Source organism: Martinezella tropici, assembly GCF_008370325.1.
GTDB classification, from domain to species: domain Bacteria; phylum Pseudomonadota; class Alphaproteobacteria; order Rhizobiales; family Rhizobiaceae; genus Rhizobium; species Rhizobium tropici_B.
Genome location: NZ_VNIP01000010.1, coordinates 133984 through 154646 on the forward strand (window position 1 = coordinate 133984; position 20663 = coordinate 154646).

Genomic DNA, 20663 nt, shown 5'->3' on the forward strand with positions numbered 1-20663 from the left:
TCATGCCCATGAATCCCGGCGATATCGAAGACATGATCAAGGCCGGCATTCCCGGCGCCAAGGTGACGATTCGCGACCTGGCCGGGGATGGCGATCACTATGCCGCCGAAGTTGTCGCGGAAGCCTTCCGCGGCAAGAGCCGCGTGCAGCAGCACCAGATGGTCTATGATGCCCTGAAGGGCAATATGGGCGGCGTGCTGCACGCCCTTGCGCTGCAGACGTCAGCGCCCGACTGAGAGCGCCTGCGCCGCTTCGCCGGAGTTGAAGCTCAGCTCCGGCAATCTCTTCGGTGAGAATTCAGCGAAATCCGAGGCCGGCAACGGACCGGCCGTCATCAGCGTAAAATCGAAGAAGGCCTTCATATCGGGACCGAGCACATATTGCCGGTGAACCCGCAGGAAATCGCGCTTGATCTTCTTGTAATGCTTTTCCGACAGCATCTGCTTGAAGCGCACGAAGAGGACCGAAGCCTGCCGGGCATCCTCATGCCCGCAAACAGCTGCGACCTTCGCCTTATAGAAGTGAATCGCATCAGTCAGACAGTGAACGTCGAGCCAGAAAATCTCCTTGCAGCGGGCGATCAACCCGACACGCGAGCGCAGCACGGATGCCGGCCGCATGAGGGCGCATTGCAGGATGGCGCTGCCAAGCGTCATGAACACCACGCGCTTGCCCTGCAGCAGTTCCGGCTCCCGCTCGAGCAGCAGGCCGATCACATGAGTGGCAACGGATGAGCCCATGCTATGTGAAGAAATGACGAATTCGTCGATATCGGGCTCATCGAGGGCCTGACGCACGCTGATCGCGCTCGCCTCCAGCCATTGCTTGGCGCCGAGCCCGTTCAGTCCCGCCATTGCCACGGCCATTTCCCAGTCGGAGAAAAGATGCAGGGTATGCAACTTCTCCGCCTGCGGCAGAAATACATAGACGAAGAACGCGACGGCCAGCGCGATGCTGCCGATATGGCTCCAGGCCGGCAGCCCGAACACGAACGGCGTGAAGGCGATGGAGAGGCTGATCAACAGCCCCGCGAGTATTAGCAGAAAGGGAAAGACGAAGAATAGGCCGAAGCGCCAGGCGTGACGGAAATAACCGACCATCCCACCCGAAGCGGCAACCCGTGCGGCGGCAAGATATCCCTGCATGAGCCGCGTAAAGAACGGCCTGCCGTTCAAGGCCGAGACCAGATCGTTGTGATCAACGATATGAATGCGGCTCTGCGTTTGCCAATCCGCAGCTGTCGCGGTCACATCGAAACAGGGTGCCCGACCGAAATTTTTCAACTCGTCGACGAAGACTGAAAGATCCCAAACCGCAGCGCTCTGCCGCGCCGAACGCTCGTAGCGAGCCCGATGCGCCGCCGCATCCAGCGGCTCGAAACCAGGGAAGTGGAGAACCACCCTCTTCTTGATATTGTTCATATGGCAGTCTGTCCCTGGGCGCACGAGCGGCATCGAAAATACTGGAAATCGCCAAGACCACGGGCTGCGGGCTTTTTCATGGCGGCGCCTACAATTCATCTGAACGTAAAAAGATTGAAATCAAGTGTTTATGGTCGTGGTCATCGGCGGAAAAGAAAACGCTCATAGGTGCCATCCAACTTGCCGCCGCACCGCGCGGTGACAAGAAGGCGACACGTCAGCATTCACGACCGGGATAGGGAGAACTGTCGGCACAGGGATCCGCCGGCGGCGCGATCATGATTTTTTGAACGATCGGCGGCACCGTTGGTCGCGGTGTCGGAGCAGTCGAAGCGCGGTAGCCGAAGGCAATGCTCAAAACGAGCACGATGGCACAGACGGTGACGGCGCTGTTCAGAATAGAAGCTCTTGGCGTGCGCACATGCTCATAATATTCCCGCTCGCCCTCGCTCGTTTCCTCCGAACTGTAAAATTCCCGCTCCTCACCAACCTGCCCGTCGGAATAGTGATGGTGGCTCATGGTGTCCGCTTCCTCAAAATATGAATTCAATGCCGACAAGGGACCGATACGCGCCAAATCGCATCAATCGACAAACCCTAACAAACATACCGGCCGTTTGTAAATTAAGTAGCGGCCTAATATTAATCGTCCCTTGGTTCAAATTTTCATTTGTGTTGTTCAGGCTCGGAGTTGAAGAGGCGTTTTCAAAACGCACTGTTCAGAAAAAATTGCCAATGAGCCGTTTCCGCCATCTTTCTTAACCGCTGATGCCGGAAATCCATTCATGCGATGAAAAAGGCGAAGCGTACGTTTTGCCGCTGGAAATCGCGCCTGTCGCTTGCTATTTAAGGAACAGATTTAACGCTGCGGACCTTGACCCCGCATGTGAAAGGAACTGGACAATGAGCGGCATTCACGAATTCATCGCCAATGAAGTTAAGAACAACGACGTCGTTCTTTTCATGAAGGGCACGCCCCAGTTCCCGCAGTGTGGCTTCTCCGGCCAAGTGGTCCAGATTCTCGATTACATCGGCGTCGACTACAAGGGCATCAATGTCCTTGCCGATGCCGAGATTCGTCAGGGCATCAAGGACTATTCCAACTGGCCGACCATTCCGCAGCTCTATGTAAAGGGCGAATTCATCGGCGGCTGTGATATCGTGCGCGAAATGTTCCAGGCGGGCGAGTTGCAGCAACACCTCCAGGAACACGGCATCAGCGTTCGCGGCGCCGCCTGACCGGGCACCGGGCTCCTCGTCCGGTTTCCATAGTTCAATTTGATCGAAAGGCGCTGCCACCAGGCGGCGCCTTGACATGTTTATGGGAATAAAACCGTGACGACCACATCTCAGGCTATGTCCCATGGGCAGCTGCCCATGGGCAAACGCGAGTTCATCGCACTCGCGGCCTTCCTGATGGCGATCAACTCGCTCGCGATCGACATCATGCTTCCCGCCTTGCAGCAGATTGGCTCCAGCCTCGGCGTGATGAACGAGAATCACCGCCAGTATGTGGTGACGGCCTATCTCATCGGCTTCGGCTCGGCACAGCTCATCTACGGCCCTCTGTCAGATCGCTTCGGTCGCCGCTTGCCTTTGCTGATCGGCATCACCGTCTACGTCGTCTCCGCCTTCGGCATTGCCCTTATTCCGTCCTTTGCCGGCCTGCTCCTCCTGCGCTTCGTCCAGGGTCTCGGATCGGCAGCGACACGTGTCATCACCATTTCGATCGTTCGTGACGTCTTCGGCGGCCGCCTGATGGCCGAGGTCATGTCGCTGATCATGATGGTCTTCATGATCGTGCCCGTCATCGCACCCGGAAGCGGCCAGATCATCCTGCTGGTCAGCACCTGGCACATGATCTTCGTCTTCATCGGCACGATGGCGACACTTGTCGGTCTCTGGATGTACTTCCGGCTTCCCGAAACGCTGAAGCCGGAAAACGTCCGGCCTCTGACGGTCAAATCCGTCGCGGCGGGTTTCCGCATCGTCCTGACGAACCGGGTGGCGCTCTGTTACACCCTTGCCAGCACGTTCCTGTTCGGGGCGTTGTTCGGCTTCATCAACTCGGCCCAGCAGATCTACAGCGGCATTTACGGACTCGGCGTCTATACGCCCGTCGCCTTTGGCGGCGTGGCGCTGTTCATGGCCTTGTCATCCTTCATCAATTCGCAGCTCGTCGGCCGTTTCGGCATGCGGCGGCTGTCGCATGCGGCGCTGCTCGGCTTCTCCGTCGTTACCTTCATCTGGATGATCGTCCAGCTTTACGGTCCGGCGCCGATGCCCTTCCCGCTCTTCATGATCTTTTTCGCGCTGGCGATGTTCCAGTTCGGCTGGATCGGCTCCAATTTCAACTCGCTCGCCATGGAGCCGCTCGGCCATGTCGCCGGAACCGCCTCCTCGGTGCTCGGCTTCATGAGCACGGTCGGCGGCGCATCGATCGGCGCTGGCATCGGCCAGTATTTCAACGGCACGGCGACGCCGATGGTGATCGGCTATTTCACCGTCTCGCTGATCGGTTTGATGTTCGTGCTGATTGCCGAAAAAGGGCGCCTCTTCCGCCCGCATAATGCGCCGCCTCCGGCCGACCAGTCCCTCGCTTTGCATTGACAGGCATACTCAAATGACAACCGCCCCTCAGTCTCAATCGCCGGAACAGTCCGGCTCCAACCGCATCGGTCTCGGCATCGTGGAATTCATCCTCATGATCGCCCTGATGACGGCCAGTATCTCCATGGGTATCGACAGCATGCTGCCGGCGCTGCCGAACATCGGCCAATCGCTTCATGTCGCCAACCCGAATGACACTCAGCTCGTCATCGGCGTCTACTTCCTCGGTTTCGGCATCTGCCAGCTCTTCTTCGGCAGCCTGTCGGACACCTATGGCCGCCGACGCATCCTGCTCGGCGGCCTCGCCTTCTACACGGTGACGCTGTTTGCGGCGGCCTGGAGCGGCGATCTCTTCGCGCTGCTCGTCTTGCGCTTCGCCCAGGGTGTCGGCGCCGCAGCCGTGCGCATCACGACCCTTGCCATCGTGCGCGACTGCTTCGGCGGGCGTGAAATGGCCCGCGTCATGTCCTATGTCATGATCGTCTTCATGATCATGCCGATGGTTGCCCCCTTCGTCGGTCAAATGATCGTTGCCTATTCAAACTGGCAATGGATCTTCATCCTGCTCGGCATCGCCAGCGCTGGCCTGTTCCTGGTCGCCTTCTTCCGCATGAAGGAAACGCTGCCCGCCGAGGAACGCCTGCCGCTTTCGGTCGCCTCCGTCCTGTCCGGCTTCAAAACAGTGCTGACCAATCGCATCACCTGTGGCTACATGATCGGCCTGACGCTCTATACCGGCGTCATCTGTGCCTACGTCGTTTCCGTGCAGCAGGTTTTCGGCGAAGTCTATAGCCTTGGGGACACGTTTCCGATCGCCTTTGCGGCAACGGCAGCCGGCACTGCGGTAGCGCAGTTCGCCAATGGCTATTTCGTCCGCAGCTTCGGCATGCGCCGTATTTCTCATGCCGCCATGATCATTTTCACCGTCCTTGGTGCTATGGGCTACGCTGTCGGCATGTTCGGTCAGCCAAGCTTCACGTTCATTTATGTGCTGATCTCGGTCATGCTGATGATGTTCGCGGTCATCACCACCAACTGCATGGCGATCAGTCTCGAGCCGATGGGGCACCTGGCGGGCACGGCAGCCGCCATCACCAGCTCGATCTCCACGACGATCGGCGTTCTCATCGGCGGCATCGTCGGCCAGATGTTCGATGGCACCGCGCAGCCGCTGCTTGCCGGCTTCACCATATTCGGCGTGTTGTCGATCCTCGCAACGCTCTGGGCGGAGCGCGGCAAGCTCTTCACCCATCCGGGCGATGCGCCGGCACTGGAACCTGGCATGGGCCACGTCTGACGACGTGGTTCCCTTCCTTACGCGCCGCTGCGCGGACGACTGACCCAGCGCAGCGCCGCGGCGATCGCAAGCCCGCAGAGCGGCCACATCGCCCAAGGCGTGCCGTGCCAGGTGAAAAGATTGATCGCGACAATGCCGATGCCGGTGATGACAAGGCTGGCAATCGCCATATCGATCTGCCTGTTGCCGCGGACGTAGCGGAACGCCGCAACCCATAGAATAGCGAGTATGGGCCATTTTGCCCAGAACTCGCCATGCCAGGTCAGCCCGTTAAGTATGGCAAGCCCGAGGCAGGCGACGAGCATCCCTCCATAGCTCCGCCGCCAGTCTCGCAGCGCAGGCTCTTGCACCACCGGCTCGGGCGCCCGCGCAGGAGCCGGTTCCGGCGTCGAACGATAATCGGATGTGGTGTCGACAACCTGCACGCCGCCGATCCGCACCGCGTAGCTCGGCACGCCGCCTTCGATATTCTTGACCTCGAGTTGACCAAGAAAATCGAACCCAACCGCCACCTTGTTGCGGACCTGGTCATAAACCGTGTTGGAAATGACGATGCCGCCCGGCACGGCACGCGATTGCAGCCGGGCGGCAATATTGACGCCATCGCCATAGAGATCGTCGCCATCGGCGATCACATCGCCGAGATTGAGGCCGATGCGAAAAAGCATCTGCTTATCCGGGGCGCTTGTGGCATTGTAGCCGGCAAGCTCATTTTGCGTATCGATTGCTGCGCGCAACGCTTCGACAACGCTGGGAAATTCGGCGAAAACACCGTCACCCCAGGTGTTGATCACCCGGCCGCCATGCGCTTCGATCAGCCGTTTCATCGCCTCGCGGTAACGGCGAAGGGTCGAAAGCGTCCCCTCCTCGTCTTTCCCCATGAGGCGCGAATAATCCTGCACGTCTGCGCAGAAAATGGTGGTCAGCTTGCGGCTCGTCTCGGACATTTGTCTTCATCCTCGCGGCAAGCACCGACCAGGGCTCTTGCCTGTTGCCGCAAAGATAGCCCTCCAGGGGCCACTTTCCAAGTGGGGCACCGTCGGCAATTCAATCGCAAAATCGGCTTTAAAGGGTGAAGACCTCACGCCGCAGCAATTCCCAGGTATCCTTGTCCACTGCAATCAGCAGCCCGCCGTCGAGATGGCGCGGCAAATAGGGAGAGCCGTCGAAACGACGGACATAGGCGCCGGCTTCGGCTGATATCAACGCTCCCGCCAGATGATCCCAGGGCATCAGCTTGTTGTACATGAGATAGTGCACATAGCCGCCGGCAAGTGTGCGGTATTCATGGGCCGCGCATCGATAGCAGGTCGTGTAGCGCACCTTGGCGAGATTACCCATGATCTCGGCGCGCTTTTCCTTGGGCAGAAAGCCTGTGGCTGCCATGCCGACCAACTCTTCCAGCGCAACCGGCTGAGCCGTGTTCAGACGCAGCATCTCGCCGTCGGGCCGGCGCAGCCATGCACCACCGCCGCGTTCCGCCAGCACCCAATCGTCGCCCATCGGATCGAAGATGATGCCGGCGACCGTTTCTCCCTTGGAGACGACCGAGGCCATGACGCCGAAGGCTGGAATGCCGGCAGCGAAATTGAACGTACCGTCGACAGGATCGACGATGATGGCAAGATCGGCATCCGCCAGTTTCCCGAGCAGCGCCGGATCGGCGGCGACCGATTCCTCGCCGATGAAAAGCGCCTCGGGCCAAAGCCGTGAAACCTCGGCCTTTATCATGCGCTCTGCACGCTCATCGGCTTCCGTCACGAGATCGGTCGCCTCGCTCTTGGCGCGGATATCGTCGCTGCCGAGCCGGCGGAAACGCGGCAGGATCTCCGTCTGTGCCGCGCGGCGCAGCACGTGAGCAAGGGTCGTAACGTCAACGAGCGATGTCATGCTTTATCCTTTCCCGTCAGGCGCCGATGATGTCGCGACGAATCATCCGCCAGCTTTCCTCATCCGGCGCAGAAATAATGCCGCCCATCGTTTCGCCGGGCCTGTAGGGCGTGCCATCGAATTTGGCGGTATAGCCACCGGCTTCCTGGTGCGCCAGCACGCCGGCAAGATGATCCCATGGCATTAGCTTGGAATGCCCGATGAAATGCCATTTGCCTGACGCCACCATCCAATATTCGTAAGCCGAGCAATTGAGCGAGAAGACCATACGGGTCTTCGACAGATTGCTGCAGATGCGCGACCGATCGGGCTCATCCATGTGCCCCCAGGATATGGCGCCCGTCATTGCGCTCAACGGAGCAGGCGCGGCAACGGAAAGCCGTTTCGTCTGTCCGGCCTTCCGACGCAGGAAGGTGCCCGAGCCCTTCATGGCCGTAACAGTATCGCCGAGGACGCAATCATGGATGACGCTGGCGATTGTCTCGCCATTGGCGATGACAGCGACGATCGTGCCGAAAACCGGCAGGCCTGCCGCAAAATTGAATGTGCCGTCTACCGGATCGATGGTAAAAGCAAGCTCCGCATGCGCCAGAGCAGGCACGACTGATTTGTCCGTCTCATAGGCCTCTTCACCAACGATAAGGGCAGCCGGGAAACGCGCCTTCAGTGCTGCGGTGATATGCTTTTCAGCCAGAAGATCGGCCTCGGTTACAAGATCGATAGCCGAGGTTTTCTCCGAGATGTCGCCGGCATCCAGATTGCGGAAGCGCGGCATGATTTCCTTTGCCGCCGCTTCGGCAACGATCGTCATTACATAGTCGAAATCCGCATCGGAGAAAGTCATCGGAAGCCTCTGTTTTGAAGGGCTTCCTCTTATGCCCGATTCGATGACATCGGTGTGGCAAAAGCGCTGAATTTACGCCGGATCGCCGGAAGATCCCTGTGTCATCAACCCAGCGAAATCGAAGAGTTTCGGGTCGAGCAGGTGTGACGGGTTCACATGCGCTAGAGCGCGCAGCATCGTATCCTTGCGGCCAGGCATGCGCCGCTCGATATCGGCAAGCATGTCCTTCATGGCATTTCGCTGCAATCCGTCCTGCGAGCCGCAGAGGTCACAGGGAATGATTGGAAACTGCATGGCGGCGGCGAACTTGGCAAGATCGTCCTCCGCCGTATAGGCGAGCGGGCGCAGCAGCATCAGATCGCCCTCGTCGTTGAGAAGCTTCGCCGGCATGGAAGCCAGGCGGCCACCATGGAAGAAGTTCATGAAGAAGGTTTCGAGAATATCCTCGCGATGATGGCCAAGCACCAACGCATCGCAACCCTCCTCGCGCGCGATGCGATAAAGATTACCGCGGCGTAGGCGCGAACAGAGCGAGCAATAGGTTGCGCCCTCCGGCACCTTCTCCTTCACGATCGAATAGGTGTCGCGATATTCGATTCGATGCGCAACGCCGATCTTCGTTAGATATTCGGGCAGAATATGCTTCGGAAAATTCGGCTGGCCCTGATCGAGATTACAGGCGATCAACTCCACCGGCAGCAAGCCGCGCCATTTCAGATCAAGGAGCTGCGCCAGCAAGCCATAGGAATCCTTGCCGCCTGACAGCCCGATGAGCCAGCGCTTCTGGCCCTTCAGCATCTGGAAGTCTTCCATAGCCTGGCGTACCTGCCGCAACAGGCGCTTGCGAAGCTTGTTGAACGAGACTGAACGCGGCGCATCGGAAAACATCGGATGTACGGCAGAACCGCTATCCTCAGCCTCGATATCGATATCGTCCTTTACCGTCGTCGCGATATTCATTCCGTCATTCCTTGCGTCTCGCCACGCTGATATCAGAAAGCGGCACGAGAAGACATGGGTATCAATCGCCGAATACGGACCAGCCGGTGCGCGCCGCCAGCATTTCCAGCGCGACCGCGCCAAGTTGCGAATTGCCAACCTTGTTCAGCCCCGGCGACCAGACGGCAATGGAGCCGATGCCCGGCGCAACGGCCAGAATGCCGCCGCCGACACCGCTCTTGCCCGGCAGGCCGACATGATAGGCGAAATCGCCGGAACCGTCATAATGGCCGCAGGTCAGCATCAGTGCATTGATGCGCCGCGCCCGCTTCGGCGAAACGACGGAATGCCCGGTGATCGGGTTACTGCCGCGCGCGGCGAGATAGAGCCCCGCCTTTGCCAGTTGCTGGCAGCTCATCGAAAGTGCGCATTGATGGAAATAGACGCCAAGCACATGCTCGACAGGATGGTGGAGGTTGCCATAAGCGCGCATGAAATTCGCGAGTGCGAAATTGCGAAATCCCGTCTGCGTCTCCGAACGCGCCACCTTGTCATCGATGCTGATCGCTTCGTCGTCGGCCACATAGCGCACGAAGCGCAGGAGCTCACCAATCGCCTCGCGCGGCTCGTGTCCCGCCAGCACGACATCGCTGACGGCAATGGCACCCGCATTGATGAAGGGGTTACGCGGAATCCCCTCTTCGCGCTCCAGCTGGACGATGGAGTTGAAGGCCGTGCCGGACGGTTCGCGTCCTACACGATTCCACAAGCTCTCGCCGACTTTGCCCAGCGCCAGGGTCAGCATGAAGACCTTGGAGATACTCTGGATGGAGAAGGGAATGCCGGCGTCGCCGATGCTATAGACATCGCCATCGACCGTGGCGATCGCCATGCCGAACTGCTTCGGATCGACCTTCGCCAGTTCCGGAATGTAATCGGCGACCTTGCCCTCGCCGATGCGCGGCGAAAGTTCCGCATGAATGCCGTCGAGAATGGCCTGCAAATCCGTCATGAGGCGCTCCAAAGACAAAAAAGCCGCTCGAACCGAGCGGCTTTTTCATTCATCAAGAAAGTTATCCGCTTATTAACGCGAATAGAATTCGACGACCAGCTGCGGTTCCATGACAACGGCGTAAGGCACGTCGGCAAGAGTCGGAACGCGAGCGAAGGTCGCAACCATCTTGTTGTGGTCGGCTTCGATGTAGTCCGGAACGTCGCGCTCAGCGAGACCAACCGATTCCAGAACGATCACGAGCTGCTTCGACTTTTCGCGAACTTCGATGACGTCGCCAGCCTTGCAGCGGTACGAACCGATGTTGACACGAACGCCGTTGACCGTGACGTGGCCGTGGTTGACGAACTGACGGGCAGCGAAGACGGTCGGAACGAACTTGGCGCGATAGACGATCGCGTCGAGGCGCGATTCGAGCAGGCCGATCAGGTTCTCCGAGGTGTCGCCCTTGCGGCGGTTGGCTTCGTCGAAGGTGGCGCGAAACTGCTTTTCACGCAGGTCGCCGTAGTAGCCCTTCAGCTTCTGCTTGGCGCGCAGCTGCACGCCGAAGTCGGAAAGCTTGCCCTTGCGGCGCTGGCCGTGCTGGCCCGGGCCGTATTCGCGACGGTTGACCGGGGATTTCGGACGACCCCAGATGTTCTCGCCCATACGGCGGTCAATTTTATACTTGGACGATTCGCGCTTGCTCATCGCATTTCCTTTCAGAATGTTATGGCGGCCTGCTGCCAAGCCGCTTGAAGGAAACACGCCCTCCTCTGAACTCCATTTTCGAGCTCTGACAGGCTTCTCACATTAGCGAACGGAGAAAGCCACGGGACATGTCAAATGAAACACCGGACATTTCTGCCCGGCGTTGGGGCGGTCTGTAAGGGGTCGTCATGAAAATGTCAACAGCGCCACTCGGCCAAGATTGAGAATGTCGCAGTAAATGCTATATATGATGCGTGATGTTTGATGCGCGATCAAGGTATGCCTATGCGAACAACTTTGGCGATCGATGACGATGTACTTGCAGCCGCCAAGGCGATGGCGGAACAGCAGCGTCGTAGCGTCGGCGATGTCATTTCGGATTTGGCTCGCCGATCACTCAGTCATCCACAGCCGCTAAAGGAACGCAATGGTGTCCCATTGCTGACACCCAAGCCCGGCAATCCTCCAGTCACCCTTGATTTCGTCAACAAGCTTCGTGACGAGCTTCCATGACGTTTCTGCTGGACATCAATGTCTTGATTGCCTTATTCGATCCGACTCATGTAGCGCACGATGTTGCCCACGGCTGGTTTCACTCTACAGGCAGCGAAAGCTGGGCGACCTGCCCATTGACGGAAAATGGCGTCATTAGAATTCTCAGCCAGTCCAGCTACCCAAATTCTCCTGGTCCGCCCTCGACAGCAGCTCTTCTCGTCGCGCAGCTTCGCGGTCTGCCAGGTCACCGATTCTGGGCCGATGATGTCAGCTTGCTGGACAATAGTTTAGTAGACTCTACGAAACTTCTCACTGCTGGACAGATTACGGACACATATTTGCTGGCTCTGGCCAAATTCCACGGAGGCCGACTAGCAACGCTTGACCGGCGTCTGTCAGCCATCGCGGTCAAGGATGGAAAAGCGGCGTTGCATATCATCACCGGCAACCCATAATCCGCAGCTATTCCGCCGCCTGCTCGCCGCTATCCAGATCGGGCGCATTGGCATCACCAGGCGCAGTCTGGGACCCCATATCCGGGAAAGCGACGATGCGCTTGCCGGAGAAATCCGTGTGGACGACGACGCTGCCCTGCTCCTCGAAATAGCTGAGGAGACGCCGTGCGCGCCGTGCCGAATGGGTGCCGTAGGCGCGGGCGATGTGGGCATCGGACGGGCACGGCTCGCCGCTGATCGCGGCCTTGGCCAACATCAAAAAGACGCCCTGCAGATCATCGGTAACGCTTGAGGACAGCGAGAGCGCGGTTGTCCATTGATCGGTCGCCATGACTTCCTCGTCGGCGCCGGAGCGGGCAATCGCCACGCGCCGACGAAACTCCGACAGGCTCATCGGCGCACCGGGGACGCGGCGCATGCGCAGCCGCACGAGAAACTCCTGATAGAGCACCGAATCCGTACGGAAGCCGGAGGCCGGATCGTCGAGGATCTCCGAGAGCACGGCGCTCACCCTCGCCTCGCGATCCTCGCTCGATAGTTCCGGCTGGCTGACCTTCGGCTCCGTAGGCGCCGGGCCGGCGGCCGGCACGGAGCGGGAAAGCTCTGCCATAATATCGGTCGTCGGACGCGGCGCTGGCGTCGTGCGGCGAATGACTGGCCGCGTGAACTCTTCCGGATCCGGCGTGAAGATCAGATCTTCCACATCCTGCGGCGCATCGGGCAGCGGCATCAGCTTCGGGCTGGAGGAACGCGCCGAGGTCTCCACCGTGCCGATGGTGATCGGCAGCGGCCGGCGCGAGAGTGCCGGACCGAGAGCTACGAAATTGCCGCGCTTCAGGTCGCGGAACATTTCCGCCTGCCTGCGATCCATACCGAGAAGGTCGGCGGCGCGGGCCATATCGATATCGAGGAAGGTACGGCCCATCAGGAAGTTGGAGGCTTCCGCCGCAACGTTCTTAGCAAGCTTCGCCAGGCGCTGCGTGGCGATGACGCCGGCAAGGCCACGCTTTCGACCGCGGCACATCAGGTTGGTCATGGCCCCAAGCGACATCTTGCGCGCATCTTCCGAGACGTCGCCGCCGACCGAGGGCGCGAACATCTGCGCCTCGTCGACCACGACCAGAACCGGATACCAGAATTCGCGATCGGCATCGAACATGCCGTTCAGGAAGGCGGCGGTGGCGCGCATCTGCTGCTCGATATCAAGCCCTTCGAGCGTCAGCACGCAGGAGACGCGGTGCTGGCGGATGCGGTTGGCGATGCCGGCAAGTTCAGCTTCCGTACGCTCGCCATCGACGACCACATGCCCGAACTTGTCGGCCAGCGTGACGAAATCGCCTTCGGGATCGATGATGACCTGCTGCACCCATTGTGCCGATTGCTCCAGCAGCCGCCGCAGGAGATGCGATTTTCCGGAGCCGGAATTGCCCTGCACCAGAAGACGCGTCGCCAGCAGCTCCTCGATATCGAGCTGGGCGCTGGTCCCGCCGGACGCCGTTCCCATGTCGATGCCGACCTGCAATGCACTTCCCCTATGAGCAAGAATCAAATGTGGATGCGTCCCATCTTTCTGAAAGGACGCGCCCTCGTCTAGCAAAGATTTCCAAGCTTCGCGCCCGTGGATTGAAAAAACCCACAGGCGATTGCGAGATCTATCTGAACCGCAGATTGGCCCGCGACAACTGGCTGACCGAGGTGCAGCCCATCAGCTTCATGTCGCGCTCGACTTCCGTGCGCAGATGCCTGAGCGCGCGCTCCACGCCCGCCTGACCGGCAGCGGCCAGCGGATAGAGATAGAAGCGGCCGAGGCCGACTGCCTTGGCGCCGAGCGAAAGCGCCTTCAGCACATGCGTGCCGCGCTGGACGCCGCCATCCATCATGACATCGATGCGATGGCCGACGGCGTCGACGATCTCAGCCAGCTGATCGAATGCCGAGCGCGAGCCGTCCAGCTGCCGGCCGCCATGGTTCGAGAGCACGATGCCGGTACATCCGATGTCGACAGCACGCTTGGCATCCTCAACCGACATGACGCCTTTGAGGCAGAACTGCCCGTTCCAGTGCTTCACCATCTCGGCGACATCGTTCCAGTTCATCGACGGATCGAGCATGTCGGTGAAATATTTGCCGATCGACATGGCGCCGCCGCTCATGTCCACATGCTCGTCGAGCTGCGGCAGGCGAAACTTCTCGTGCGTGATATAGTTCAGCGCCCAGGCCGGCTTGATGGCGAACTGGGTGAGGCCCGCCAGATTGAGCTTGAACGGAATGGAAAATCCGGTGCGAAGGTCGCGCTCGCGATTGCCGCCGGTAATGCTGTCGACCGTCAGCATCATCACGTTTACGCCGGCTTCCTTCGCCCGCTCCATCATCGCCCGGTTCAGCCCCCGGTCTTTATGGAAATAGAACTGGTAGACCTGCGGCCCCGCATACTTCTTGCGGATTTCCTCGAGGCTGACAGTGCCGAGTGAGGAGACGCCGAACATGGTGCCGAGCGACGAGGCTGCCGCGGCCACCGCATTCTCGCCCTGGTGATGGAACAGTCGCTGCAGCGCCGTCGGCGAGCAATAGAAGGGCGTCGCGAGCTTTTGTCCCATAACGGTGACAGACATGTCGATCTCGCTGACCCCACGCAGAACATTGGGAACGAGATCGCAGCTTTCGAAGCTCGTGGTGTTTCGCCGCAGCGTCACCTCGTCGTCGGCTGCGCCGTCGATATAGTTGAAGATCGGACCGGGAAGACGCTTCTTCGCGAGGAGGCGAAAATCATGGAAGTTGTGGCATTCACGCAGACGCATGGCTTGCCTCGACAACACTGCTATCATTCTCAAAAGGCATCAAATATCGACCTCCCAATATCCCGCCGCTCAGTCCGATCGTGAATTACAGCCGGTGCAAGCGTGCTTCCCATTTGTAAAGCACATCCGGCTCCTTTTCCTCATTGCCTGCCCCGTCCGACTCGTCAACCGCGAAGAAGCCGTGTTTCAAGTAAAAGCGGCGGGCAGGCTCATTTCTTTGGAATGTCCAGAGCGAGAGCACCGGGTAGGCCGACTTGGCGATATCAAGCAGGCGGCTGCCGATGCCGCGCCCCTGTGCTTCGGGCAGAACATAGAGCTGGTCGATCCAATCCTCGAGGAAGGCGATGACGCCGACCAGGCGACCACCCTCTTCCGCACCCCAGATTTGGCAGTCTTTGAAGACCACAGCACTCCAGAAGCCAACGTCCTCTTCCGGCGTATGAAGCCCGGCAAGCGTCGGCAGCCGTTCGTTGAAGGACGCGCGATGAACGGCCGCAGCCGCCGGCATGTCCGCGAGATCGAGTTTACGCAATGAAATCTTGTCAGTCATCATCAAGCCTTGAGCCCAAAACCCTGCATCAGCCGGCGGGTGGGGAAATCCGGCGCCCCGGAAGTGAAGACCGCAAAGTCGAAATTGTCGGGATGGACGGCATCGGCCACCTGCGGCACCAGACTGCGGGCACGCCTTGCAATAGCCTCTGCGGGATCCAGCCAGTCGACCGGCCACGGCGCGAGCCTGCGGAAGATATTGGCCATGAACGGATAGTGCGTGCAAGCCAGCACGACGATATCCGTCTTGCGGCCATCCATCTCGACGAAGCACTGCTCGATCTCGGCCATGACGGCCTCGTCGCTGACAACGTCGCCGCGAATATAGGCTTCCGCCAGGCGTGCCAGGTCCTGCGATCCAACGAGCCGCACATGGCATTGCGTGGCGAAGGACTGGATCAGGTCGCGCGTATAGGCGCGCTTGACGGTGCCCGGCGTCGCCAGCACCGAGACAAGGCCCGAGCGGGTTCGCTCTGCCGCCGGCTTGATCGCCGGCACCGTACCTATGAAGGTCATCTGCGGAAAAGCCGCGCGCAGATCAGCGCCGGCCAGCGTGAAAGCCGTATTGCAAGCGATAATGCAGACTTCCGGATCATATTGCCCAAGCAGTTTCGCAAAGAGATCGACGATGCGCTCCCTCAGCGCCGGCTCTTCCCAACTGCCATAGGGAAAACCGGCATCGTCCGCGATATAGATGAAACCGCGCTCCGGCATCAGCACGCGCGCCTCGCGCAGCACGGTCAAACCGCCGATCCCTGAATCGAAGACAAGGACCGGTTTCAGCTCATTCGCCGCTGCTGTCATCGTTCGTGGTTTCCTTGGGTGCTTTGGAGGATCGGGGATGCGAGCCGCTGCCGCGCGGGGACTTGCGCGAGAAGCGGTCGAGAGACGAGATCACCCCACGCAAGACGCTGATTTCCTGTTCGGTGAACGCCCGGCGCGAGAGGACAGCCCGGAGATTGTCGACCATTTTCGGCTTTTTCCCGGCGGGATGGAAATAATTGCGCGCATCCAGCGCCTCCTCGAGTTGGTCGAAAAGGCCGAAAAGCTGCTCCTTCGTCGAAGGCCGCTGCTCGAGCGCCTGGAAAGGCACGGCACCCAAATCCTCCATGCCCGATTTCATCCATTCATAAGACATCAGCAGCACCGCCTGGGCGATGTTTAGCGAGGCGAAGGCCGGATTGACCGGAAATGTCACGATCTCGTCAGCCAGCGCCACTTCCTCGTTCGTCAGGCCCCAGCGCTCACGCCCGAAGAGAATACCGGTGCCCTCGCCCGCCTTGAATTTGGCGCGAAGGGTCTCGGCCGCAACAACAGGCGAACGCACCGGCTTGTAGCCGTCCCGTTCTCGAGCTGTCGTCGCATAGATGAAATTGAGATCAGCGATCGCCTGCTCCAGCGTCTCGTAAACCTTCGTCGCCTCGATGATGTGATCCGCTTTCGAGGCGGTCGCCTGCGCCCTCTCGTTCGGCCAGCCATCGCGCGGATTGACGAGCCGCAGCTCGACAAGCCCGAAATTCGCCATCGCGCGCGCCACCATGCCGATATTCTCGCCCATCTGCGGCTCGACCAGAATGATGGCCGGCCCTTCGGCCAGAAGTTGACGCTCGCTGTTCGTGCCTGCCATGATGTCCTGCTCTCCGCGCGCGAACCGTCTCGCGCAAATCATGGGTCGGAATAACGAGACAGCCGCCGGTCGGCAAGGTTTTTGCGCATCACTGGCTCAGCAAACCGCGCCCAGCTATTGCGGATTTGCCGGCTTCTGCTGATCCGTCGGCTGCGACTGCTGATCGGACGGCTGTTGCTGTTGTTGCTTGACGAGATCCTGCATCACGCCTTTGAGCGAGCTCGGATTGCCATTGTCATCGTTGGTGACGATATCATCCACGACGGGTCGTCCGCCCTCCTCGACGACCTCGAAGCGCACCGTCGTCACCTTCTGGTCGTCGGCATCCGACCCCATACACGTGGATTTCTTAAAGGTCGCCAACACTTCGGTCGCATTGTTCTTGGGTGGCTGGGCGGCGATCTTCACATCCTCCAGCGGACAGGCGTCCTGCGCGTTGACGATGACGTCATAGTCGAACGGCGAGATGCCGTCCTCGTCGGCGGCGGGAAACTGGGCGGCCGCCTGATATTTCGCCGCGAAATCCTTGCTGTAGATATCCTTGAGCTTGCTCTCGTCGAAGATATCCTGCCAATCGCTGTCGCCGCCCGCCCAGTTCGAAACGGTCGCGTCCATGATGGCCTTGACCGGCGTCGTCGCATCGGCTGCCAGTGCCATATGCGCACCTAGGGAGAGCTGAAAGAGCGTGAAGGCAAGCGCGGATGCGGCAAATTTCTGCATGACGTGATTCCGTAATAACAGGCAAAACATGCGCGACATTAGTCCCATCGACCGCTTTGGCAATGGCCGGATCGCAAAAAGCGGGTGATGCCACGAATGATCAAAAACGCTATGCCCTAGGCTCTATCGGCTTTGCGTTCCGCACTTGCGGTGCTATAGCCCTCGGGACTTCATATTACTCACTGGACCGTCCGGTCCCATCAGCTTAAACGAGGCAGAAGCATGAAGAAGATCAAGGTCGCTAACCCCGTTGCCGATCTCGATGGCGACGAAATGACTCGCATCATCTGGCAGCTCATTAAAGAAAAACTGATCTTCCCCTACCTCGATATCGATATCGACTACTACGACCTCTCGGTCGAAAACCGTGACGCCACCAACGACCAGGTCACCGTCGACGCCGCCAACGCCATCAAGAAGTACGGCGTCGGCATCAAGTGCGCGACGATCACGCCGGACGAAGCCCGCGTGAAGGAATTCAACCTCAAGGAAATGTGGAAGAGCCCGAACGGCACGATCCGCAACATCCTCGGCGGCGTCATCTTCCGCGAGCCGATCATCTGCAAGAACGTTCCGCGCCTCGTTCCGGGCTGGACGCAGCCGATCGTCGTCGGCCGTCACGCTTTCGGCGACCAGTACCGCGCCACCGATTTCAAGTTCCCGGGCAAGGGCAAGCTGACCATCAAGTTTGTCGGTGAAGACGGCACGGTCATCGAGAAGGAAGTCTTCAACGCTCCAGGCGCCGGCGTTGCCATGGCCATGTACAACCTCGACGAGTCGATCCGAGAATTCGCCCGCGCCTCGATGATGTACGGCCTGATGCGCAAGTGGCCGGTCTACCTCTCCACAAAGAACACCATCCTCAAGGCCTATGACGGCCGCTTCAAGGACATCTTCGAGGAAGTCTACCAGAACGAGTTCAAGGCTCAGTTCGACGAAGCCGGCATCACCTACGAACACCGCCTGATCGACGACATGGTTGCCTCCGCTCTCAAGTGGTCCGGCGGCTATGTCTGGGCCTGCAAGAACTACGACGGCGACGTCCAGTCCGACACCGTTGCCCAGGGCTTCGGCTCGCTCGGCCTGATGACCTCGGTTCTCTTGACGCCTGATGGCAAGACTGTCGAAGCCGAAGCCGCGCATGGCACGGTCACGCGTCACTACCGCCAGCACCAGAAGGGCCAGGAAACCTCGACGAATTCGATCGCTTCGATCTTCGCCTGGACCCGCGGTCTCGCCCATCGCGCCAAGCTGGACGACAATGCAGAACTCGCAAAGTTCGCCTCGACGCTGGAAAAGGTCTGCGTCGATACCGTCGAAGCCGGTTATATGACCAAGGACCTGGCGCTGCTGATCGGCCCCGATCAGCCGTGGCTCTCCACCACCGCCTTCCTCGACAAGATCGACGAAAACCTCAAGAAGGCCATGGCTGCCTAAGCCTTGCCGACATGAGCAGATACGAAAACCCGGCTTCCGCGCCGGGTTTTCTTTTGCGCTGAATCTTGCGGCTGCGGCTAACCAGTGGCAAAAAGGCGCGCAACAAAAGGGAGAGGCAGATGGCTGAAGAACTTGTTTTCTATACCAACCCGATGTCGCGTGGACGCATCGCTCGCTGGATGCTCGAGGAGACTGGCCAGCCCTACCGTACCGAATATCTCGATTTCGGCACCACGATGAAAGCGCCCGAATATCTGTCGATAAACCCGATGGGCAAGGTGCCAGCCATCAAGCACGGCGACACCGTGGTCACCGAAGGTGCCGCCATCTGCGCCTATCTGGCCGAAACATTCCCACAGGCGGGCCTTGCCCCGACGGCGGCCGAGCGCGGTCGCTACTTCCGCTGGATGTTCTTTGCCGCCGGGCCGATGGAGATGGCGGTCACCAACCGTGCCCTCGGCTTCGAAGTCCCGCCGGAACGTCTGCGCATGGCCGGCTGCGGCAGCTTCGCGAATGTGCTTGATGCCATGGAGTACGCCGTCACGACCTCGCCGTTCATCGCAGGCGACCGCTTTACGGCCGCCGATGTCTATGTCGGTTCCCATGTCGGCTGGGGCCTAAATTTCGGCACCATCGAAAAGCGGCAAGCCTTCATCGACTATTGGAGCCGGGTGAGCGACCGCGACGCCTACCGCCGCGCCAACGAGATTGACAACGCCGCCATGCCGAAGCCGGCTACTGCATAATTCCTCAAATCGGAATCGATTTAAGGATAAAATTATGCAGCAGATTAATAGTGTTACAGCGAGCTTTGCGCGTCATATATGACGCGCGGCGCTGTAATGCCTGACAATACAAGGCATTAAGAGGATATCTTCGATTGCGCCCATATGCCGCTATTGCAGCGGCATATGGATATCGGTCAAAAGCTCCGTCGGCGGCACGTCGCGCGGATTGTTGATATATTCCTCGAACATGACGGTATCGCGCAGCTGCCGCCCGGAAGCCGGAAGCCATTGCGCATAGAGCCATTGATAGGCCTTGTGCATGTTGGCATAAGGCCCTTTGTGGCGCAGCACGGCATATTCGCCGCCATCGAGCGAGCGGCGCTCCAGCGGCGCGTCGGCCGCCATTCCATCGCCGGCGGTGACGCAAGCAAGGGAGCGCAGCTTGTCAGCCTCGACGACATCAGGATCGTCGAGGTAGACGCCGATCATGCGCATGTCCGCCGCGGCAAGGCCGCGAGCAAAGATCGTGCCGAAGAGTGTCTCGAAAGCCCGGCCGATCTGCATATAGGAGCCGCGATGGGCGACACCGATCAGTGACATCGGGGAAATGGTGCGAAGCGTAACGTCGAACATAACCGTGATCCTTCCTTGGGTGCTGGGTTCGAAGATCGTGTGGCTTCCCTCATTCCGATATCGCGCCGGCGGCATGCCGTAGACGAATCTGAAGATGCGGTTGAACGACTGGAGGTTGGGATAGCCCGACCGCTTTGCAATGTCGCTGACGGATAGACGGGTGTTGACGAGATCGCCGGCGGCCCGGTGCAGCCGCAGCCGCTTGACGGTTGCCGCCGCCGTCTCGCCATAGATTGCCCGATAGACCCTGTGCCAGTGGTAGCTGGACATGCAGGCGATTTCGGCGAGCTTTTCCATATCGAGTTCATCGTCCAGATGCTCATGGATATAGGCCGAAACCCGGCGCAACCGGGTCTCGTAAAGCGTCCACGCCGTTCCACCACTCATGTCAAACCCTCTTGCAAATCGATCGGCCCAACAAGAGCATAACCGAATTTGACAAATCCTGCGGAGTTGCGTGCGCAAAAGAAAATGGCGGATACCGAAGCATCCGCCATTTTAATTAGAAATACGAAATC

23 protein-coding genes are annotated in these 20663 nt (G+C 59.5%); 8 read left to right on the plus strand and 15 right to left on the minus strand.

Going from position 1 to position 20663, the window contains the following annotated elements; genetic code table 11:
- Positions 1-2: 2 nt before the first annotated feature.
- Entirely contained in the window at positions 3-236 is a 234-nt protein-coding gene (locus FP026_RS19535) for a BolA family protein (protein WP_004108912.1), read from the plus strand.
- Here the strand turns inward: FP026_RS19535 and FP026_RS19540 are convergent.
- Both FP026_RS19540 and FP026_RS19545 read right to left on the minus strand, forming a co-directional pair.
- A complete protein-coding gene (locus FP026_RS19540; RefSeq protein WP_149636274.1) occupies positions 222-1421 on the minus strand; it encodes a hypothetical protein in 1200 nt (399 codons plus the stop codon). The two genes, FP026_RS19535 and FP026_RS19540, sit on opposite strands and share 15 nt — an antisense overlap.
- Positions 1422-1638: 217 nt before the next feature.
- The gene (locus FP026_RS19545) at positions 1639-1941 is read right to left on the minus strand and encodes a hypothetical protein (protein ID WP_149636275.1); all 303 of its coding nucleotides are present in this window, start codon (positions 1939-1941) and stop codon (positions 1639-1641) included.
- A 383-nt stretch (positions 1942-2324) separates the two neighbouring features.
- Between FP026_RS19545 and grxD the strand changes: the two genes are divergently transcribed.
- The 3 genes from grxD (at position 2325) to FP026_RS19560 (ending at position 5328) form a co-directional block, all read left to right on the plus strand.
- Positions 2325-2660 (plus strand): Grx4 family monothiol glutaredoxin, encoded by a 336-nt coding sequence (gene grxD / locus FP026_RS19550; protein WP_149636276.1) that lies wholly within the window; start codon positions 2325-2327, stop codon positions 2658-2660.
- A 138-nt stretch (positions 2661-2798) separates the two neighbouring features.
- Positions 2799-4031, plus strand: coding sequence for a multidrug effflux MFS transporter (locus tag FP026_RS19555; RefSeq protein WP_149636516.1), 1233 nt, complete (start codon positions 2799-2801; stop codon positions 4029-4031).
- Positions 4032-4044: 13 nt separating this feature from the next.
- Positions 4045-5328, plus strand: a complete 1284-nt coding sequence (locus FP026_RS19560; protein WP_149636277.1) for a multidrug effflux MFS transporter — start codon at positions 4045-4047, stop codon at positions 5326-5328.
- Positions 5329-5345: 17 nt separating this feature from the next.
- On the opposite strand, the gene FP026_RS19565 is transcribed toward FP026_RS19560, so the two are convergent.
- The 6 genes from FP026_RS19565 to rpsD form a co-directional block, all read right to left on the minus strand.
- Positions 5346-6275 (minus strand): adenylate/guanylate cyclase domain-containing protein, encoded by a 930-nt coding sequence (locus FP026_RS19565; RefSeq protein ID WP_149636278.1) that lies wholly within the window; start codon positions 6273-6275, stop codon positions 5346-5348.
- Between the two features lie 118 nt (positions 6276-6393).
- Entirely contained in the window at positions 6394-7218 is an 825-nt protein-coding gene (locus FP026_RS19570; RefSeq protein ID WP_149636279.1) for an inositol monophosphatase family protein, read from the minus strand.
- 16 nt (positions 7219-7234) lie between these two features.
- Positions 7235-8062, minus strand: coding sequence for an inositol monophosphatase family protein (locus FP026_RS19575; RefSeq protein ID WP_149636280.1), 828 nt, complete (start codon positions 8060-8062; stop codon positions 7235-7237).
- A gap of 72 nt (positions 8063-8134) precedes the next feature.
- Positions 8135-9022 carry a tRNA 2-thiocytidine(32) synthetase TtcA gene (gene ttcA, locus FP026_RS19580; protein WP_149636281.1) on the minus strand — a complete coding sequence of 296 codons (888 nt, stop codon included), beginning with the start codon at positions 9020-9022 and terminating at the stop codon, positions 8135-8137.
- 61 nt (positions 9023-9083) lie between these two features.
- On the minus strand, positions 9084-10013 hold the full coding sequence (locus tag FP026_RS19585; RefSeq protein WP_149636282.1) for a glutaminase: 930 nt from the start codon (positions 10011-10013) through the stop codon (positions 9084-9086).
- A 72-nt stretch (positions 10014-10085) separates the two neighbouring features.
- Positions 10086-10703 carry a 30S ribosomal protein S4 gene (rpsD, locus tag FP026_RS19590; protein WP_149636283.1) on the minus strand — a complete coding sequence of 206 codons (618 nt, stop codon included), beginning with the start codon at positions 10701-10703 and terminating at the stop codon, positions 10086-10088.
- A 285-nt stretch (positions 10704-10988) separates the two neighbouring features.
- Between rpsD and FP026_RS19595 the strand changes: the two genes are divergently transcribed.
- Entirely contained in the window at positions 10989-11216 is a 228-nt protein-coding gene (locus tag FP026_RS19595; RefSeq protein WP_149636517.1) for a CopG family transcriptional regulator, read from the plus strand.
- Positions 11213-11653 (plus strand): TA system VapC family ribonuclease toxin, encoded by a 441-nt coding sequence (locus FP026_RS19600; protein ID WP_149636284.1) that lies wholly within the window; start codon positions 11213-11215, stop codon positions 11651-11653. Before FP026_RS19595 ends, FP026_RS19600 begins: the two co-directional genes overlap by 4 nt.
- A 7-nt stretch (positions 11654-11660) precedes the next feature.
- On the opposite strand, the gene FP026_RS19605 is transcribed toward FP026_RS19600, so the two are convergent.
- The 6 genes from FP026_RS19605 to FP026_RS19630 form a co-directional block, all read right to left on the minus strand.
- Positions 11661-13175: an ATP-binding protein gene (locus FP026_RS19605; RefSeq protein WP_149636285.1), complete on the minus strand. Its 1515-nt coding sequence runs from the start codon at positions 13173-13175 to the stop codon at positions 11661-11663.
- 130 nt (positions 13176-13305) lie between these two features.
- Entirely contained in the window at positions 13306-14451 is a 1146-nt protein-coding gene (locus FP026_RS19610; protein ID WP_149636286.1) for an alpha-hydroxy acid oxidase, read from the minus strand.
- An 85-nt stretch (positions 14452-14536) separates the two neighbouring features.
- Complete coding sequence (locus tag FP026_RS19615) at positions 14537-15001, minus strand: GNAT family N-acetyltransferase (RefSeq protein ID WP_149636287.1); 465 nt, start codon at positions 14999-15001, stop codon at positions 14537-14539.
- 2 nt (positions 15002-15003) lie between these two features.
- The gene (gene murI, locus FP026_RS19620) at positions 15004-15804 is read right to left on the minus strand and encodes a glutamate racemase (protein ID WP_149636288.1); all 801 of its coding nucleotides are present in this window, start codon (positions 15802-15804) and stop codon (positions 15004-15006) included.
- Positions 15785-16627, minus strand: coding sequence for an RNA methyltransferase (locus FP026_RS19625; protein WP_149636289.1), 843 nt, complete (start codon positions 16625-16627; stop codon positions 15785-15787). The genes murI and FP026_RS19625 overlap by 20 nt, the downstream gene beginning before the upstream one ends.
- 114 nt (positions 16628-16741) lie before the next feature.
- Entirely contained in the window at positions 16742-17347 is a 606-nt protein-coding gene (locus FP026_RS19630) for a hypothetical protein (protein ID WP_188112635.1), read from the minus strand.
- Between the two features lie 222 nt (positions 17348-17569).
- On the opposite strand from FP026_RS19630, the gene FP026_RS19635 reads away from it, so the two are divergent.
- Positions 17570-18784: an NADP-dependent isocitrate dehydrogenase gene (locus tag FP026_RS19635; protein ID WP_004108975.1), complete on the plus strand. Its 1215-nt coding sequence runs from the start codon at positions 17570-17572 to the stop codon at positions 18782-18784.
- A gap of 119 nt (positions 18785-18903) precedes the next feature.
- A complete protein-coding gene (locus FP026_RS19640) occupies positions 18904-19530 on the plus strand; it encodes a glutathione S-transferase family protein (protein WP_149636290.1) in 627 nt (208 codons plus the stop codon).
- Between the two features lie 150 nt (positions 19531-19680).
- Here the strand turns inward: FP026_RS19640 and FP026_RS19645 are convergent, their stop codons facing one another.
- Positions 19681-20532 carry an AraC family transcriptional regulator gene (locus FP026_RS19645; protein ID WP_149636291.1) on the minus strand — a complete coding sequence of 284 codons (852 nt, stop codon included), beginning with the start codon at positions 20530-20532 and terminating at the stop codon, positions 19681-19683.
- Between the last annotated feature and the right edge of the window lie 131 nt (positions 20533-20663).